Below are 14,010 nucleotides of genomic sequence, written 5' to 3' on the forward strand. Positions count from 1 at the left end.
GCCGCCGATGCCGTCGCGCTGGACTCGACTCGCCGTGCTCGCCGCGGCCGCGCTGCTCTGCGTACTCGCGCCAGGGCCGGCGTTCGCGGCGCGCGGCGACCCGGCCTGGACGGCGGAGCCGGCGGCCGGCGCGGGTGCCCGGCCGGGCGGTGACGGCCGGCCCTACTTCTACCTCGAGGGCGCTCCCGGCACGGTCCTCGAGGACAAGCTCGCCCTCACCAACCCCTCGGACAGGGCCCGCACCGTGCGACTGCGGGGTGCGGGTGGCTGGATCGCCTTCGCCGCCGACGAGGTACGCATCCCGCCGCGCACCCGCGCGGACGTCCCGTTCACCGTCACCGTCCCGCCCGGCGCCGTACCGGGCGACCGTCCCGGCGCCGTCGTGGCCACGGCCGACGGACGGGAAGCGGGGGTGCGGGTGCATCTGCGCATCAGCGGGCCGACGCTGTCCGCCCTCACCGTCGAGGACGTCACCGTGACAGGCCGGGGCGGTGCCATCACGATCCGGTACGCCCTGGTGAACCGCGGCAACACCACGCTCAGCCCGAGCCTTGCCGTCCGCGCCGAGGGCCTCTTCGGCGAGGTGCTGCGCCGTAAGGCCCGCGCCCTGCCGGTGGAGCTGCAGCCGGGACAGCGGGTGGCGCTCACCGAAGGCTGGCCGGACGCGCCGGCTCTCGACGCAGTCGGCGTACGGCTCACCGTGACGGCGGGCGGCGGCGCGCGCGGCGAGGCCGCGGCCTCCGCAGGTTTCGTGCCGTGGCCGCAGGTGTTGTGGACCGGAACGGGTGTGCTGCTTCTCGGCGCGACGGGCTTCGTCCTGCGGGCCGTGCGAAGACGGCGCAAGACACCTCCTCGGTCTCCGAACGATCCCGCTGCAGGTGAAGAGGCCGGTACGCAAAAGGAATTGGCGAGGGCGAGGGCGGGAGTGGGATCGTGAAGGGCGGGACAGGCAGGCGGATCACGCACACAGAGGCGCTCCGGACCGTGCTGCGCAGGACGGCGGCGATGCTCGCCGTGGCCGCGGTCGCGCTCGTACTGCTGTCCGCCCCGGCGGCCGCAGCGGACGGGAAGCCGGCTGTCGCACTTTCCAGGAAAGAGGCCGGCAAGGGCGGCGAGATCACCGCGACCGGCTCCGGCTGGCGCCCGAACGCCCTGCTGATGCTGCTGATCTGCGGGCAGGCCTCGCCAGGCAGAGGTGTCATCGGCGGCACCAACAGCTGTGCGAACGCCGACGGACGGGCCGTCACCACCGATGCCCGGGGCCGTTTCAGCAAGCGGCTGCCAGTCGCCGAACCGCCGAAGCCGTGCCCGTGCGTGGTGCATGTCGCCACCGTCACCGGCGAACAGGCCGTCGCGGACGTCGTGTTCGAGGTCGCGGGCCATCCGGTCGCCCCGCTGCCCTCGCAGACCGGCACTGCCCGGCTCTCGGTGCTCGCCGCCGCCCGGCTGGAGGGCGACGACGGGATCCTCGTCCGGTTCGGCGCACCCGCCTCGCGCAAGCTCGTCGTCACGGTCGGCAACCTCGGCTCCGCCCCGGTCAAGGACCCGGTCTTCCAGGTCGGCACCTCGCACGGCGTGTTCGCCCCGGCCTGGGAGGAGCAGGAGTGGAAGGGCACGATTCCGCCCGGGCAGAAGGCGCGGGTCGAGCTGAACGTACAGCTCACATCCGGGGCGCACGGCGACTATCTCGTCTCCATGAAGTACGGCGAGAAGGTCCTGGCAGCCCAGCCCTGGGGCGTCGGGCGCCCGTGGGGCGTCACCCTCTTCTGGATCCTGCTCTGCCTGGTGGTGCCGGCGGCGGTCTTCCGGATCGGCATGGCCGTCGTGGACCGGGTACGGCCGCGGGTGGGGGCGGCCGGCGCGGGCCGCCATCGGACCGTGCGGCTGCCCGCCGCGACCGCGAAGTCGCCGAAGACACCCAGGGCCGCGACGACCACCACGGCCCTGCCGTGGTTCACCCCGGACTCCGCACCGTCAGAGAACCATCCGACAACGAAGGGACATTCGTGACTACGCAACGGAGGATGAGCGCGGCGGGCGTCGCGCTGATGCTCGGCGGTGCGGGAATCCTGCTGGCAGCACCCCCCGCTCAGGCCGCAGAAGTCTCGTACAGCACGGAGTGCATCCCGCCGCCGATCTCCGGCCTGCCGCCCGTCCAGGGCACGACCAAGGTGGCGATCACCGCACCCGCCGAGGCCAAGGTCGGTGACGAGGTCGAGGTGGTCTGGAAGACGGTCGAGGCCGCTTCCAAGAACCCCGACATCCTCGACTTGGAGAAGGACACCGTGAAGCCGACCGGCACCATCAAGGTGGGCGGGGCGGCGAGTGGTGACCTGAATATGGAGGGCCCGCGGCAGAACCCGCCGATACCCAAGAACAGCCCGATGGTGCTGCCCGACATGAAGGGCAAGCTGAAGCTGGAGAAGGCGGGCGAGATCACGCTGACGCCGGACGCGTACAACATCAACGTCAGCAAGCCGATGTCCACCGACACCAAGTGCACGCCCAAGGAGACCGTGGCCGTCGCGGCGACCATCAAGGTTTCGGAGGGCGGCGGAGGCACGACCGGCGGTACGACGTCCGGCGGTACGGCCTCCGGCGGTACGACGTCGGGCGGTACGACGTCCGGCGGCACCACCTCCGGCGGCACCACTGGCGGTGGCGGTGGTGAGACCGACTTCCCCGGGAAGGAGGTCACGGTCACCTACGACTGCCAGTCGCCGGGCCCGCAGGGCATCAAGTCGCCCATCACCGTGAACGCGAAGAAGAACGGCGAAAGCTTCGACCTCACCGTCAAGACCGGCGACAAGGTGATGGACAGCCCGGCCCCGCTGCCCGCGGGAGCGCTCAAGGCGGCCATGCAGATCGTGCTCGGCGGCGCGGACAAGGGCGCGGTGAACGTCGTCGGCAAGCCCAACAAGGATCCGATCGAGGCGGGCAAGCCGGTCTCGATCGGGGACCTGACCGGTACGTACAAGCCCGGCGCGACCGGAAAGTCGACGCTGAGTCCTGGCACCCTGACGATCGACGTCACGCTGGGCACCTCGAAGATGAACATCCCCTGCAAGGTCAGCGGCGCGGCCGCCGTGTCGCTCGAGCTGGACACCACCGCCCAGCAGGGCGGCGCGGCGGGCGGCGCGTCCGTCGCCGGCGGCGGATCCGCGGGCGGTTCGGCCGGCGGCACGGCCAGTGGCGGCGGCCTCGCCGAAACGGGCGCGACCGACGACGGCGGCCTGCGGGCCCTGGGCCTGGTCGCGGGCACGGTGATCCTGCTGGGCGGCGCGGTGTTCACGTTCACCCCGTGGCGCAGGCTGCGCGAGCTGCGCTGAACGCCATGCGCGGCCCCGGCCCCGGCCTTTCTGGCGGGGCCGGAGTGCGCCTTGCTCAAGTTCGGCTCGGATCACCCTCTGCGCATTGCTTCTCCAAGATCCGGAGCGCTACGTTTCCCGGACTCGCCTGAGCAAAGGCGGGATTGAGTGTTCGGCTGTTTATGCAGCTCGATGGGATCTGACCATCCATCGTGGCCTGCGGCAGTAGAAAGGAAAGCAAATGCGCTGGGGGAAGAAGTTCGCCACGGGAACCCTCGCCATCGTGATGGGAGCGACGGCGACGGGGCTGATCACAGCGGCTCCGGCACAGGCGGCTCCGGCAAAGTACAAGTGCAAGGCGTACGGCAAGCTGGACGGCATTGGCAGGCCCATGGCCTACTCGACCTGCGCCAGGAGCGCCGGCGGTAAGGCTGTTCGTCTGCACCGGGTTGAGATCAAGTGCGACCAGGTTCAAGGGGCTCGGGAGCAGGTCGTCACCTATAAGCTCCACGGCCCCTGGGTGTCGGCGGGGAAGAAGTCGAACGTCAGGTGCGGCACCAAGAACTACCTGCGGGGGTTCAGCATCCAGACGAAGAGCTGACCGGTCATCGGCCGAGTCGTAGCTGCCGTCCGCAGCCAACCGTGAGCCGGGCCGGCGCGAAGTGACTTCGTGCCGGCCCGGCTCTGGCGTGCATGCAGGCGCGGAGGAGTTACTTCACATCGCCCATGAGCGCGCTGATCTTCTTGCCCGCCGTCATGAAGGCGAGGCCCGCCGCGACAGCGACGACCGCCCACAGCGTGTAGTAGACGGCGTCGCCCAGCGGCGCGTTGAGTTTGGTGGTCCAGCCGTTCAGGGCGTTGCCCGTGGCGCTGGCGAGGAACCACAGGCCCATGATCTGGCCGACGAACAGCTTCGGGGCCAGCTTGGTCGACAGGGACAGGCCGACCGGCGACAGGCACATCTCACCGATGGTCTGCACCAGGTAGACGCTGAGCAGCCAGAAGACGGTGACCTTGCCGGTCTCGCTATTGGCGGCTGCGGCGCCCGCCAGGCCCATGATGCCGAAGGAGCCACCGATGAGGAGCATCGCCAGGGCGAACTTCATCGGGGTGCCAGGCTCGCGGCTGCGCTTGGCGAGCTTGACCCACAGGGCGGCGAAGAGGGGGGCAAGGACGATGACCATCAGCGGGTTCACCGACTGGTACCAGGAGGCGGGGAACTCCCAGCCGCCGATCACGCGGTCCGTCTTCTCGTCGGCGAAGATCGTCAGCAGTGAGCCGGACTGGTCATAGATCATCCAGAACAGCACGGCGGTCACGAAGAACCACACGTAGGCCTTGATCTTCGGCCGGTCCTCGTTGGTGAGCGCCGGGTTACGGAAGATCGCGACGAAGTACACGATCGGCACGACAACGCCAAGCACTGCCAGGACATTGACGACGTGCTCTATGTCGTACGTGCCCAGAGCCAGGTCGGCGAGGAGCGCGGCGACGGCGATGCCGGCCCAGAGTGCGACCTTGCGCAGGACCGTGCGCTTCTCCTCCGGCGAGGCCGGCTTGGCCGGCTCCTTGCCGATGTCACCGAGGTGACGGCTGCCGAGGACGTATTGGATGACGGCGAGGGACATACCGACACCTGCAACGGCGAAGCCGAGGTGCCAGTTGACGTTCTCGCCGAGGTAGCCGACGACCAGTGGGGCAACCATCGCGCCCACGTTGATCGCCATGTAGAAGAGGGTGAAACCGGCGTCGCGGCGAGCGCCGGACTGGCCTTCGTAGAGACCGCCGACCATCGCCGAAATGTTCGGCTTCAGCAGACCGGTACCGACCGCGATCAGTCCGAGACCACAGAAGAAGGCGGTGTCGTTCGGGATCGCCAGCGTGAAGTGGCCCAGCGCGATGATGACGCCGCCGACGAGAACCGCCTTGCGCGCGCCCCAGAGTCGGTCCGCGACCCAGCCGCCGGGCATGGCGGCCATGTAGACGACCGCGTTGTAGACGCCGTAGATCGAAGCGGCGAGTACCTTGCGGTCCTCGAGCGGGCCGTCGAGAACGGCAGCCACCAGGTAGAGCGTGAGAATGCCGCGCATCCCGTACCAGGAAAAGCGCTCCCACATCTCCGTCATAAAGAGCGTGGCCATACCGCGGGGGTGGCCGAAGAAGGTCTTTTCGCCGGAGGGGGATCCGGCGGTGTCCTTCGTCAGGCTGGACGCCATGGTCGATCCTTGCTTGCTCGGGACGCGCCGCCTCGTGAGCGGACAGCGCCCGGTGGGGGGTGGCTGGCAGGCCGGTCCGTACAGAAAAGAGACCTTTGGCGCGCTATGCGGCGCAAAGGTCCCTGATGAGCGCATCAGGCGTCTCGCCACCATACGCCACGACACGGGGGCATATGGAAGGACTTGAGAGATGGATCACAGGTGTCGGCGGAACAGGTCGCCCACATTCGAAGGTATCCAACTCATTCCATCTCCGACCCGCAGGGTGGCTCAATCGCACCCCGGCCCGTGCCCGGCGCGGACTACCATCACCCACATGACGCGTGTACTGCTCGCCGAGGACGACGCATCCATCTCGGAGCCGCTGGCCCGCGCTCTGCGCCGGGAGGGTTACGAGGTCGAGGTCCGCCAGGACGGGCCGACCGCGCTCGACGCCGGACTGCAGGGAGGCGTCGATCTCGTCGTGCTGGATCTGGGTCTGCCCGGGATGGACGGACTCGAAGTGGCCCGGCGGCTGCGTGCGGAGGGGCACAGTTTTCCGATCCTGGTGCTCACCGCCCGCGCCGACGAGGTGGACACGGTCGTCGGACTCGACGCCGGGGCCGACGACTACGTGACCAAGCCGTTCCGGCTCGCCGAACTGCTCGCCCGTGTCCGGGCCCTGCTGCGGCGCGGCGCGACCGAGCCCGCACAGCCGGCCGCCACCCACGGAGTCAGGATCGACGTCGAGTCGCACCGGGCGTGGATGGGCGAGGAGGAGCTCCAGCTGACGGCGAAGGAATTCGACCTGCTCCGGGTCCTGGTCCGCGACGCCGGCCGCGTCGTGACGCGCGACCAGCTGATGCGCGAGGTGTGGGACACCACGTGGTGGTCCTCCACCAAGACCCTCGACATGCACATCTCCTGGCTGCGCAAGAAACTGGGCGACGACGCGGCGAACCCCCGGTACATCGCCACCGTCCGCGGCGTCGGCTTCCGCTTCGAGAAGAGCTGATACTCCAACGTCATGCGCCGCCGTCTGATCAATTCCACGCTCGCCGTGGTCCTTGTCGTGATCGCCGTCTTCGGGGTCTCCCTCGTCATCGTCGAGACCCGGACGATCAGCAACAGCGCGCAGGAGAGCGTCGAGTCCGAGGCGCTGCGTCTGGTCGGCGTCGTGGACTCCAAGGTGATGGAGGACGTCCGGCTGGAGCCGGATGTCCTGGCGGAGCAGATCGGCCCAAGCCGGTACGCCCGGATCGAGATTCCGGGCCGCGCGCCCGTCGAGATCGGCACCCGCCCCACCGGCAGCGTCATCCGCTCCACGGTGACGGGTGAGCAGGGCGAGACGGTCACCGTCGAGGAGTCCCGCTCCGCCGTCACGGACGAGCTCGGCCGCACGCTGATGATCATCGGTGCGGTGGCGCTGCTGGCCGTGATCGCCGCGGTCCTCCTCGCCGTACGCCAGGCCAACCGGCTCGCCTCTCCACTGACCGACCTCGCCGAGACCGCGGAACGCCTCGGCTCCGGTGACCCGCGCCCCCGCCACCGGCGCTACGGGGTCCCCGAGCTGGACCGCGTCGCCGATGTCCTCGACGCCAGCGCCGAGCGGATCGGGCGGATGCTCACCGCCGAACGCCGGCTCGCGGCCGACGCATCGCACCAGCTCCGTACCCCGCTGACCGCGCTCTCCATGCGGCTGGAGGAGATCACGGTCACCGAGGACCTGGACACCGTGAAGGAGGAGGCGTCCATCGCGCTCGCCCAGGTCGAGCGGCTGACGGACGTGGTGCAGCGGCTGCTGACCAACTCGCGCGATCCGCGGACCGGCTCCGCCGTCGCCTTCGACCTCGACGAGGTGGTCAAGCAGCAGGTGGAGGAGTGGCGGCCGGCCTACCGCAGCGCCGGCCGCGCCATCGTGCGTTCCGGAAAGCAGGGCATGCGAGCCGTCGGGACACCTGGGGCGGTGGCGCAGGTGCTCGCCGCGCTGATCGAGAACTCACTGATGCACGGGGGCGGCACGGTTGCCCTGCGTACCCGCGTCACCGGCAACCAGGCGGTCGTCGAGGTCACTGACGAGGGGCCGGGCGTCCCGTCCGACCTGGGCGCGCGGATTTTCGAGCGCACCATCAGCGGCCGCAATTCCACCGGCATCGGGCTGGCCGTGGCCCGCGACCTAGCGGAGGCGGACGGCGGCCGTCTGGAGCTGCTTCAGGCGCATCCACCGGTCTTCGCGCTGTTCCTGAGCCGGGTGGCGCGGGAGCGCGAGGAGCCGGAGAAGACGGTCCGCTGAGGCGGCCGGGCGGAGCCCGCGAGCCGGTCCGGGCGACCCTAGCGGTGGGCGCGGTGCGCCCCGACCCGCGGCCGCGGAGGCTCTTCCTCCAGGAGGGCTTCGGCAGCCTGCACGGCCTCGCGCGCGGGCAGGGCCCGGAAGACCCAGGTGCGGTAGGACCAGAAGCGGAAGAGGGTGGCGATGCCGGTTCCCAGGAACTTGAAGACATTGCTCTGAAGCGGGGTGTCCCAGCCGAAGCCGTACGTCGCGGTGTAGAGCACGCCGTTCTCGATGACCAGGCCGATCGCGCTGAACAGCAGGAAGAGCGTCAGCTCGCGGGTGCGGCCGCCCTTGTCGCGGTCGCGGTACGTGAAGTGCCGGAACCCTACGTAGTTGAAGGCGATGGCGACCACGGTGGCCAGCACACTGGCCCGCACCACCTGAAGATCGGTAGTGGCCCGCAGCAGATTGAACACACCCATGTTGACCAGCAGGCCCATGCCCCCGACCGCGCCGAATTTGGCGACCTCGCGGGCGAGCTGTCGCAGCCGTGCGGAGAGTGCTGCCCGCTTGTACGACACAGCGCTCATGATGATCGCTCAGCCCCTGTCGGTCGATTGCGTCAACCCAGCCATGCTAATCGCCGCCCTCCGGGTACGCCTGCGGGCCCGGATCCACGTGTGGCGAGCCCGTTAGGTGCAGGCCGGGGACAGGTTGTGCGGTACCGGCCGACCGGCCGCCGGCCGGCCGAACGCCGGCCGGACCCGTGCGGTCCGGTGTGGCGGATACCCTGGTGGCGTGACGTTCCCGGTAGTCGGCATGGTCGGTGGCGGTCAGCTCGCCCGTATGACCCACGAGGCGGGCATCCCCCTCGGCATCAAGTTCAAGCTCCTCAGCGATACCCCCGAGGACTCGGCGGCCCAGGTGGTCAGCGATGTCGTCATCGGCGACTATCGCGACCTGGACACGCTGCGCGCCTTCGCGCGCGGCTGCGACGTGATCACGTTCGATCATGAACACGTCCCGACCGAGCACCTGCGGGCCCTGGAGGCGGACGGCATTCCCGTCCGGCCGGGGCCCGAGGCTTTGGTGCACGCCCAGGACAAGGGGGTGATGCGCGCCAGGCTGGACGAGATCGGCGCACCCAGCCCCCGGCACCGCATCGTGGCGGACGCCGCCGATGTGGCTGCCTTCGCGGCCGAGGGCGACGGCTTCCCCGTCATTCTGAAAACGGTGCGCGGCGGCTACGACGGCAAGGGCGTCTGGTTCGTCCGCAGCGAAGCGGACGCCGAGGCGCCGTTCCGCGCGGGCGTGCCGGTCCTGGCCGAGGAGAAGGTCGACTTCCGCCGCGAGCTCGCGGCGAACATCGTCCGTTCGCCGCACGGCCAGGCCGTCGCCTACCCCGTCGTGGAGTCCATCCAGGTCAACGGCGTCTGTGACACCGTGATCGCCCCCGCGCCCGACCTCCCCGACGAGCTGGCGGGACAGGCGCAGCAGCTCGCTCTCCGCATTGCCCAGGAGCTGGGTGTGGTCGGCCACCTCGCAGTCGAGCTGTTCGAAACGACCGACGGCCGGATCCTGGTCAACGAGCTGGCCATGCGCCCGCACAACTCGGGGCACTGGACCCAGGACGGCGCGGTCACCTCGCAGTTCGCCAACCACGTCCGGGCGGTCCTCGACCTGCCGCTCGGCGACCCGCGCCCGCGCGCGAAGTGGACGGTCATGGCGAACGTCCTGGGTGGCGACTACCCCGACATGTACGCGGCGTATCTGCACTGCATGGCCCGCGACCCGCAGCTCAAGATCCACATGTACGGCAAGGACGTGAAGCAGGGCCGCAAGGTCGGTCACGTCAACACCTACGGCGACAACCTGGACGACGTGCTGGAACGCGCCCGTCACGCAGCCGGCTATCTCAGAGGGACGATCACAGAATGAGCTCCCCCAGCGCCCCGCTCGTCGGCATCGTCATGGGCTCGGACTCCGACTGGCCCGTCATGGAAGCCGCCGCCCAGGCCCTCGACGAGTTCGAGATCCCCTACGAGGTCGACGTCGTCTCCGCACACCGCATGCCGCGCGAGATGATCGCGTACGGCGAGGAGGCCGCCGAACGCGGCCTGAAGGCGATCATCGCGGGTGCCGGCGGCGCGGCCCACCTCCCGGGCATGCTGGCCTCCGTCACGCCGCTCCCGGTGATCGGCGTTCCCGTGCCCCTGAAGTACCTCGACGGCATGGATTCGCTCCTGTCCATCGTCCAGATGCCGGCGGGCGTCCCGGTGGCCACGGTGTCGGTGGGCGGCGCGCGCAACGCGGGGCTGCTGGCGGCCCGCATCCTCGCGACCCAGGACGAGGAGCTTCTCGCCCGGATGCGCGAGTTCCAGCAGGAGCTGAACGAGCAGGCCACCGAGAAGGGCAGGCGCCTGCGGTCGAAGGTCGAGAGCGCGGCCGCGTTCGGCTTCGGCCAGTGACGGGGAACGCGGCTGTGACCGCTGCAGGAGCCGGAACTCCGGCGGGGGCCGCGCCCGGAAACGCGGCAGGGACCGTGACAGGGGAAGGCGCAGTGGCCGTGGAGCACCTGGAGTACCTCGACCGAGCCCGCGAACTGCTCGCCGAACACCCCGTGGTCGACGGTCACAACGACTTGCCGTGGGCGCTGCGCGAACAGGTCCGTTACGACCTCGCTCAGCGTGATCTGGCCACCGACCAGTCGGCCCATCTGCACACCGACATCCCCCGGCTGCGGGCCGGCGGGGTGGGCGCGCAGTTCTGGTCCGTGTACGTACGCTCCGATATGGCGGGCGACGAAGCGGTCAGCGCGACCCTCGAACAGATCGACGGCGTCGGCCAGCTGCTCGACCGCTACCCCGCGGACCTGAGCCGGGCGCTGACCGCGGACGACATGGAGCAGGCCCGCCGCGACGGCCGGATCGCCTCGCTGATGGGAGCCGAGGGCGGCCACTCGATCAACAACTCGCTGGCCACGCTGCGGGCCCTGTACGCACTCGGCGTCCGCTACATGACCCTGACGCACAACGACAACATCGACTGGGCCGACTCCGCGACGGACGTCCCGCGGGCCGGCGGCCTGACCCCGTTCGGCCACGAGGTCGTACGGGAGATGAACCGCTGCGGCATGCTCGTCGACCTCTCGCACGTGGCCCCCACGACGATGCGCGACGCCATCGCCACCTCCACCGCGCCGGTGATCTTCTCCCATTCGTCCGCCCGAGCGATCTGCGACCACCCGCGCAACATCCCGGACGACGTCCTGGGCCGGCTCCCCGCCAACGGCGGCATCGCCATGGCCACCTTCGTTCCGAAGTTCATCCTTCCGGCGGCAGTCGCCTGGACCCGGGCGGCCGACGAGAACATGCGGGCCCACGGCCTTCACCACCTCGACACCACGCCCGAGGCGATGAAGGTCCACCGTGCGTTCGAGGCCGCGCATCCGCGCCCGGTCGCCACCGCGTCCACCGTGGCCGACCACCTCGACCACATGCGCGAGGTCGCCGGGATCGACCACATCGGCATCGGCGGCGACTTCGACGGAACGGCGTTCACCCCGCAGGGCCTGGAGGACGTGGCCGGCTACCCGAACCTCGTCGCCGAACTGCTGCGCCGGGGCTGGTCGTCGGCGGACCTGGCCAAGCTGACCTGGCAGAACGCCGTACGAGTGCTGCGCGCGGCGGAGGACGTGGCCCGGGACATCCAGTCGCGTCGCGGCCCGTCCAACGCCGTCATCTGAGGCGCGGCCGGCCGGTACGAGCCGGCCGGCTCGTACGGCCGGCTCGTACCGGCGGTCCGTACGGTCGCCCGTACCGCCGTCAGCAGGCGCAGAGGCAGAACGGGTGACCGGCCGGGTCCGCGTAGACCCGCCACGTCCGCGTCCGGTCGGCCGCGTCCAGCGCCTTCGCGCCGAGCGCCAGTACCCGCGCCTCCGCGGCGTCGAGATCCTGCACGGAGAGGTCGAGGTGGAACTGCTGCGAGGTGTCCGCCGCGGGCCACCTCGGCGCCACGTATCCAGGGGCCTTCTGGAAGGCGAGCGGCGTTCCCTCGTACCCGCTGAGGTCCACCCACCCCTCGTCCCCGGTCTCGGCCTTGCCGCCGAGCAGTTCGGCGTAGAAGGCGGCGAGCGCGTGCGGGTCGGGACAGTCCAGAACGACGGTGCCCAGCTTGGCGACAGCCATGTTTCCTCCCTCGGGGAGTTACCGGTACTTCGGCGTAACCAGTAACCGTTACCTCATGCTCCCGCATAGGAGGTAACGTCGCAAGCATGACTGAGAGAGCGGCCGCGCCGGGGGGCCTCGCGTTGGTGGAGGCGCTGGTGAACACGCTGAGCATCGACACGGGCGAGGACCGCCTCGCCGGGACGTTCGCGCTCTCCGGGGACGAGCTCGCCCGGACCGCGGAACTGCGGGAGGCGCTACGGGCCGCGTGTCTCGCCCACGCGGGCCAGGACATGCCGCCCGAGGCGGCCGAGGCCCTGACGTGGTTGCTGTCCGCGGCTCCGCTGGTGCTGACGGTGGACGAGGAGGGCGGGGCGACGCTGAGCCCGGCCGGTCCCGCCGGGCTGACCGCCCGCATCGCGGCGGCAATCGCCACCGCCGTCATGGACGGGACCTGGGAACGGCTGAAGGCGTGCGAGGCGGAGGACTGCCGCTGGGCCTACTACGACCGCAGCCCGGCGGGCCGCAGCCGCTGGTGCACGATGTCGGTCTGCGGCAGCCGCGCGAAAATGCGCACGTACCGCGCCAGGCGCGCGGCCAAGCCCTGAGACGGCTGCCGTCGGGAGCCCGGCCGCACCGACTGCCGTCGGGGGCCGCGGCAACGGCCCGTCGCGCGGTCAGGCGCGGGGGCGGCCCATCGCGCGGTACGTCCAGCCCGCCTCACGCCAGCGGAGAGGGTCCAGCGCGTTGCGGCCGTCCAGAACCAGTCGCTCCGCGACCACCTCGCCCAGCTCCGCCGGGTCCAGCTCGCGGAACTCGCGCCACTCCGTCAGATGCAGCACCACGTCCGCGCCCCGGGCCGCGTCCAGCGCCGTGTCCGCGTAGCCGAGCGTCGGGAAGAGGCGCCGGGCGTTGTCCATGCCCTTCGGGTCGTACACCATCACCTGGCCGCCCTGCAGATGGATCTGCCCCGCGACATTGAGCGCCGGCGAATCCCGTACGTCGTCGGAGTCGGGCTTGAAGGTCGCCCCCAGCACCGCCACCCGCTTGCCCAGGAAACCGCCCCCGACCGCGTCCCGGGCGAGCTCGACCATGTGCCCGCGCCGCCGCATGTTGATCGAGTCGACCTCGCGCAGGAAGGTCAGTGCCTGATCGGCGCCCAGCTCGCCCGCGCGCGCCATGAACGCGCGGATGTCCTTGGGCAGACACCCGCCGCCGAAGCCGATCCCTGCCCGCAGGAACTTCGAGCCGATGCGCTCGTCGTAGCCGATCGCCTCGGCCAGCTTCACCACATCGCCGTCCGCCGCCTCGCAGACCTCGGCCATGGCGTTGATGAAAGAGATCTTCGTCGCGAGGAAGGAGTTCGCGGAGGTCTTCACCAGTTCGGCTGTGGGGAAGTCCGTCACTACGAACGGCGACCCTTCCCCGACCGGAGTCGCGTAGACCTCACGCAGCAGCTTCTCGGCCCGCTCGCTCTCTGTACCCACGACGATCCGGTCCGGGTGCAGCGTGTCCTGCACGGCGAAGCCCTCGCGCAGGAACTCCGGGTTCCAGGCGAGCTCGGCCGCGGCGCCCGCCGGGGCCAGTTCGGCGAGCCGCGTCGCGAGCCGGGCCGCGCTGCCGACGGGCACGGTCGACTTGCCGACGACCAGGGCGGCCCGCCGCAGCTGCGGCGCCAGCGACTCGAAGGCGGCGTCGACGTACGACATGTCGCAGGCGTACTCGCCCTGCTTCTGCGGAGTGTTCACGCACACGAAGTGCACGTCGCCGAAATCGCCGACCTCTTCCCAGGACATCGTGAACCGCAGCCGTCCGCTCGACCCCTCGATGCCGGCGACATGCTTGCGCAGCAGCGCCTCCAGCCCCGGCTCGTACATGGGGACCTTGCCGGCGGAGAGCATCTCGATCTTCTCGGGGACGACGTCCAGCCCGAGCACGTCGAAGCCCAGCTCGGCCATGGCCGCGGCGTGCGTGGCGCCGAGGTAGCCGGTGCCGATCACAGTGATCTTGAGGGCCATGTGGTGCTCCAGGGAGGTGCGGGCAGGCGTGCGCGCCTGAGCATAGTCGGG

The 14,010-nt window shown here is 70.4% G+C and carries 14 protein-coding genes; 10 read left to right on the forward strand and 4 right to left on the reverse strand.

Annotated features, from left to right (window positions below; genetic code table 11):
* Positions 1–7 precede the first annotated feature (7 nt).
* The 4 genes from AB0M62_RS02455 to AB0M62_RS02470 all read left to right on the forward strand — a co-directional run bounded on the left by AB0M62_RS02455 (position 8) and on the right by AB0M62_RS02470 (position 3,909).
* The gene (locus AB0M62_RS02455; RefSeq protein ID WP_366072183.1) at positions 8–937 is read left to right on the forward strand and encodes a hypothetical protein; all 930 of its coding nucleotides are present in this window, start codon (positions 8–10) and stop codon (positions 935–937) included.
* A gap of 68 nt (positions 938–1,005) precedes the next feature.
* Positions 1,006–2,010 (forward strand): hypothetical protein, encoded by a 1,005-nt coding sequence (locus AB0M62_RS02460; RefSeq protein WP_366072256.1) that lies wholly within the window; start codon positions 1,006–1,008, stop codon positions 2,008–2,010.
* Positions 2,011–2,024: 14 nt separating this feature from the next.
* Positions 2,025–3,329, forward strand: coding sequence for a hypothetical protein (locus tag AB0M62_RS02465; RefSeq protein WP_366072257.1), 1,305 nt, complete (start codon positions 2,025–2,027; stop codon positions 3,327–3,329).
* Positions 3,330–3,549: 220 nt separating this feature from the next.
* Positions 3,550–3,909 carry a hypothetical protein gene (locus AB0M62_RS02470; RefSeq protein WP_366072184.1) on the forward strand — a complete coding sequence of 120 codons (360 nt, stop codon included), beginning with the start codon at positions 3,550–3,552 and terminating at the stop codon, positions 3,907–3,909.
* Between the two features lie 109 nt (positions 3,910–4,018).
* Here AB0M62_RS02470 and AB0M62_RS02475 read toward each other — a convergent pair whose 3' ends face one another.
* Positions 4,019–5,524, reverse strand: coding sequence for a peptide MFS transporter (locus tag AB0M62_RS02475; protein WP_366072185.1), 1,506 nt, complete (start codon positions 5,522–5,524; stop codon positions 4,019–4,021).
* 316 nt (positions 5,525–5,840) lie between these two features.
* Between AB0M62_RS02475 and AB0M62_RS02480 the strand changes: the two genes are divergently transcribed.
* The gene (locus AB0M62_RS02480; protein WP_366072186.1) at positions 5,841–6,518 is read left to right on the forward strand and encodes a response regulator transcription factor; all 678 of its coding nucleotides are present in this window, start codon (positions 5,841–5,843) and stop codon (positions 6,516–6,518) included.
* 12 nt (positions 6,519–6,530) lie between these two features.
* On the forward strand, positions 6,531–7,796 hold the full coding sequence (locus AB0M62_RS02485; protein ID WP_366072187.1) for an ATP-binding protein: 1,266 nt from the start codon (positions 6,531–6,533) through the stop codon (positions 7,794–7,796).
* Between the two features lie 38 nt (positions 7,797–7,834).
* On the opposite strand, the gene AB0M62_RS02490 is transcribed toward AB0M62_RS02485, so the two are convergent.
* Positions 7,835–8,365 (reverse strand): GtrA family protein, encoded by a 531-nt coding sequence (locus tag AB0M62_RS02490; RefSeq protein WP_366072188.1) that lies wholly within the window; start codon positions 8,363–8,365, stop codon positions 7,835–7,837.
* 208 nt (positions 8,366–8,573) lie between these two features.
* Here AB0M62_RS02490 and AB0M62_RS02495 point away from each other — a divergent pair, with 208 nt between their 5' ends.
* From AB0M62_RS02495 to AB0M62_RS02505, 3 genes are all read left to right on the forward strand, one after another.
* The gene (locus tag AB0M62_RS02495; RefSeq protein ID WP_366072189.1) at positions 8,574–9,713 is read left to right on the forward strand and encodes a 5-(carboxyamino)imidazole ribonucleotide synthase; all 1,140 of its coding nucleotides are present in this window, start codon (positions 8,574–8,576) and stop codon (positions 9,711–9,713) included.
* Entirely contained in the window at positions 9,710–10,243 is a 534-nt protein-coding gene (gene purE / locus AB0M62_RS02500; RefSeq protein ID WP_366072190.1) for a 5-(carboxyamino)imidazole ribonucleotide mutase, read from the forward strand. Before AB0M62_RS02495 ends, purE begins: the two co-directional genes overlap by 4 nt.
* A 107-nt stretch (positions 10,244–10,350) precedes the next feature.
* Positions 10,351–11,520, forward strand: coding sequence for a dipeptidase (locus AB0M62_RS02505; RefSeq protein ID WP_366072258.1), 1,170 nt, complete (start codon positions 10,351–10,353; stop codon positions 11,518–11,520).
* Between the two features lie 79 nt (positions 11,521–11,599).
* Here AB0M62_RS02505 and AB0M62_RS02510 read toward each other — a convergent pair whose 3' ends face one another.
* Positions 11,600–11,962, reverse strand: coding sequence for a VOC family protein (locus tag AB0M62_RS02510; RefSeq protein ID WP_366072191.1), 363 nt, complete (start codon positions 11,960–11,962; stop codon positions 11,600–11,602).
* A gap of 86 nt (positions 11,963–12,048) precedes the next feature.
* Between AB0M62_RS02510 and AB0M62_RS02515 the strand changes: the two genes are divergently transcribed.
* On the forward strand, positions 12,049–12,549 hold the full coding sequence (locus AB0M62_RS02515) for a CGNR zinc finger domain-containing protein (protein WP_366072192.1): 501 nt from the start codon (positions 12,049–12,051) through the stop codon (positions 12,547–12,549).
* A 69-nt stretch (positions 12,550–12,618) separates the two neighbouring features.
* On the opposite strand, the gene AB0M62_RS02520 is transcribed toward AB0M62_RS02515, so the two are convergent.
* On the reverse strand, positions 12,619–13,959 hold the full coding sequence (locus AB0M62_RS02520; protein WP_366072260.1) for a UDP-glucose/GDP-mannose dehydrogenase family protein: 1,341 nt from the start codon (positions 13,957–13,959) through the stop codon (positions 12,619–12,621).
* Positions 13,960–14,010: the final 51 nt, after the last annotated feature.

The sequence above is a fragment of the Streptomyces sp. NPDC051219 genome (assembly GCF_040682335.1).
Taxonomy (GTDB): domain Bacteria; phylum Actinomycetota; class Actinomycetes; order Streptomycetales; family Streptomycetaceae; genus Streptomyces.

Excerpts from the sequence above, each read along its gene's own strand:
- AB0M62_RS02515 (WP_366072192.1), top strand. The coding sequence starts at position 12,049 with ATGACTGAGAGAGCGGCCGCGCCGGGGGGCCTCGCGTTGGTGGAGGCG.
- AB0M62_RS02455 (WP_366072183.1), top strand. The coding sequence starts at position 8 with ATGCCGTCGCGCTGGACTCGACTCGCCGTGCTCGCCGCGGCCGCGCTG.
- AB0M62_RS02460 (WP_366072256.1), top strand. The coding sequence starts at position 1,006 with ATGCTCGCCGTGGCCGCGGTCGCGCTCGTACTGCTGTCCGCCCCGGCG.
- AB0M62_RS02480 (WP_366072186.1), top strand. The coding sequence starts at position 5,841 with ATGACGCGTGTACTGCTCGCCGAGGACGACGCATCCATCTCGGAGCCG.
- purE (WP_366072190.1), top strand. The coding sequence starts at position 9,710 with ATGAGCTCCCCCAGCGCCCCGCTCGTCGGCATCGTCATGGGCTCGGAC.
- AB0M62_RS02510 (WP_366072191.1), bottom strand. The coding sequence starts at position 11,962 with ATGGCTGTCGCCAAGCTGGGCACCGTCGTTCTGGACTGTCCCGACCCG.
- AB0M62_RS02465 (WP_366072257.1), top strand. The coding sequence starts at position 2,025 with ATGAGCGCGGCGGGCGTCGCGCTGATGCTCGGCGGTGCGGGAATCCTG.
- AB0M62_RS02470 (WP_366072184.1), top strand. The coding sequence starts at position 3,550 with ATGCGCTGGGGGAAGAAGTTCGCCACGGGAACCCTCGCCATCGTGATG.
- AB0M62_RS02485 (WP_366072187.1), top strand. The coding sequence starts at position 6,531 with ATGCGCCGCCGTCTGATCAATTCCACGCTCGCCGTGGTCCTTGTCGTG.
- AB0M62_RS02475 (WP_366072185.1), bottom strand. The coding sequence starts at position 5,524 with ATGGCGTCCAGCCTGACGAAGGACACCGCCGGATCCCCCTCCGGCGAA.
- AB0M62_RS02520 (WP_366072260.1), bottom strand. The coding sequence starts at position 13,959 with ATGGCCCTCAAGATCACTGTGATCGGCACCGGCTACCTCGGCGCCACG.
- AB0M62_RS02490 (WP_366072188.1), bottom strand. The coding sequence starts at position 8,365 with ATGAGCGCTGTGTCGTACAAGCGGGCAGCACTCTCCGCACGGCTGCGA.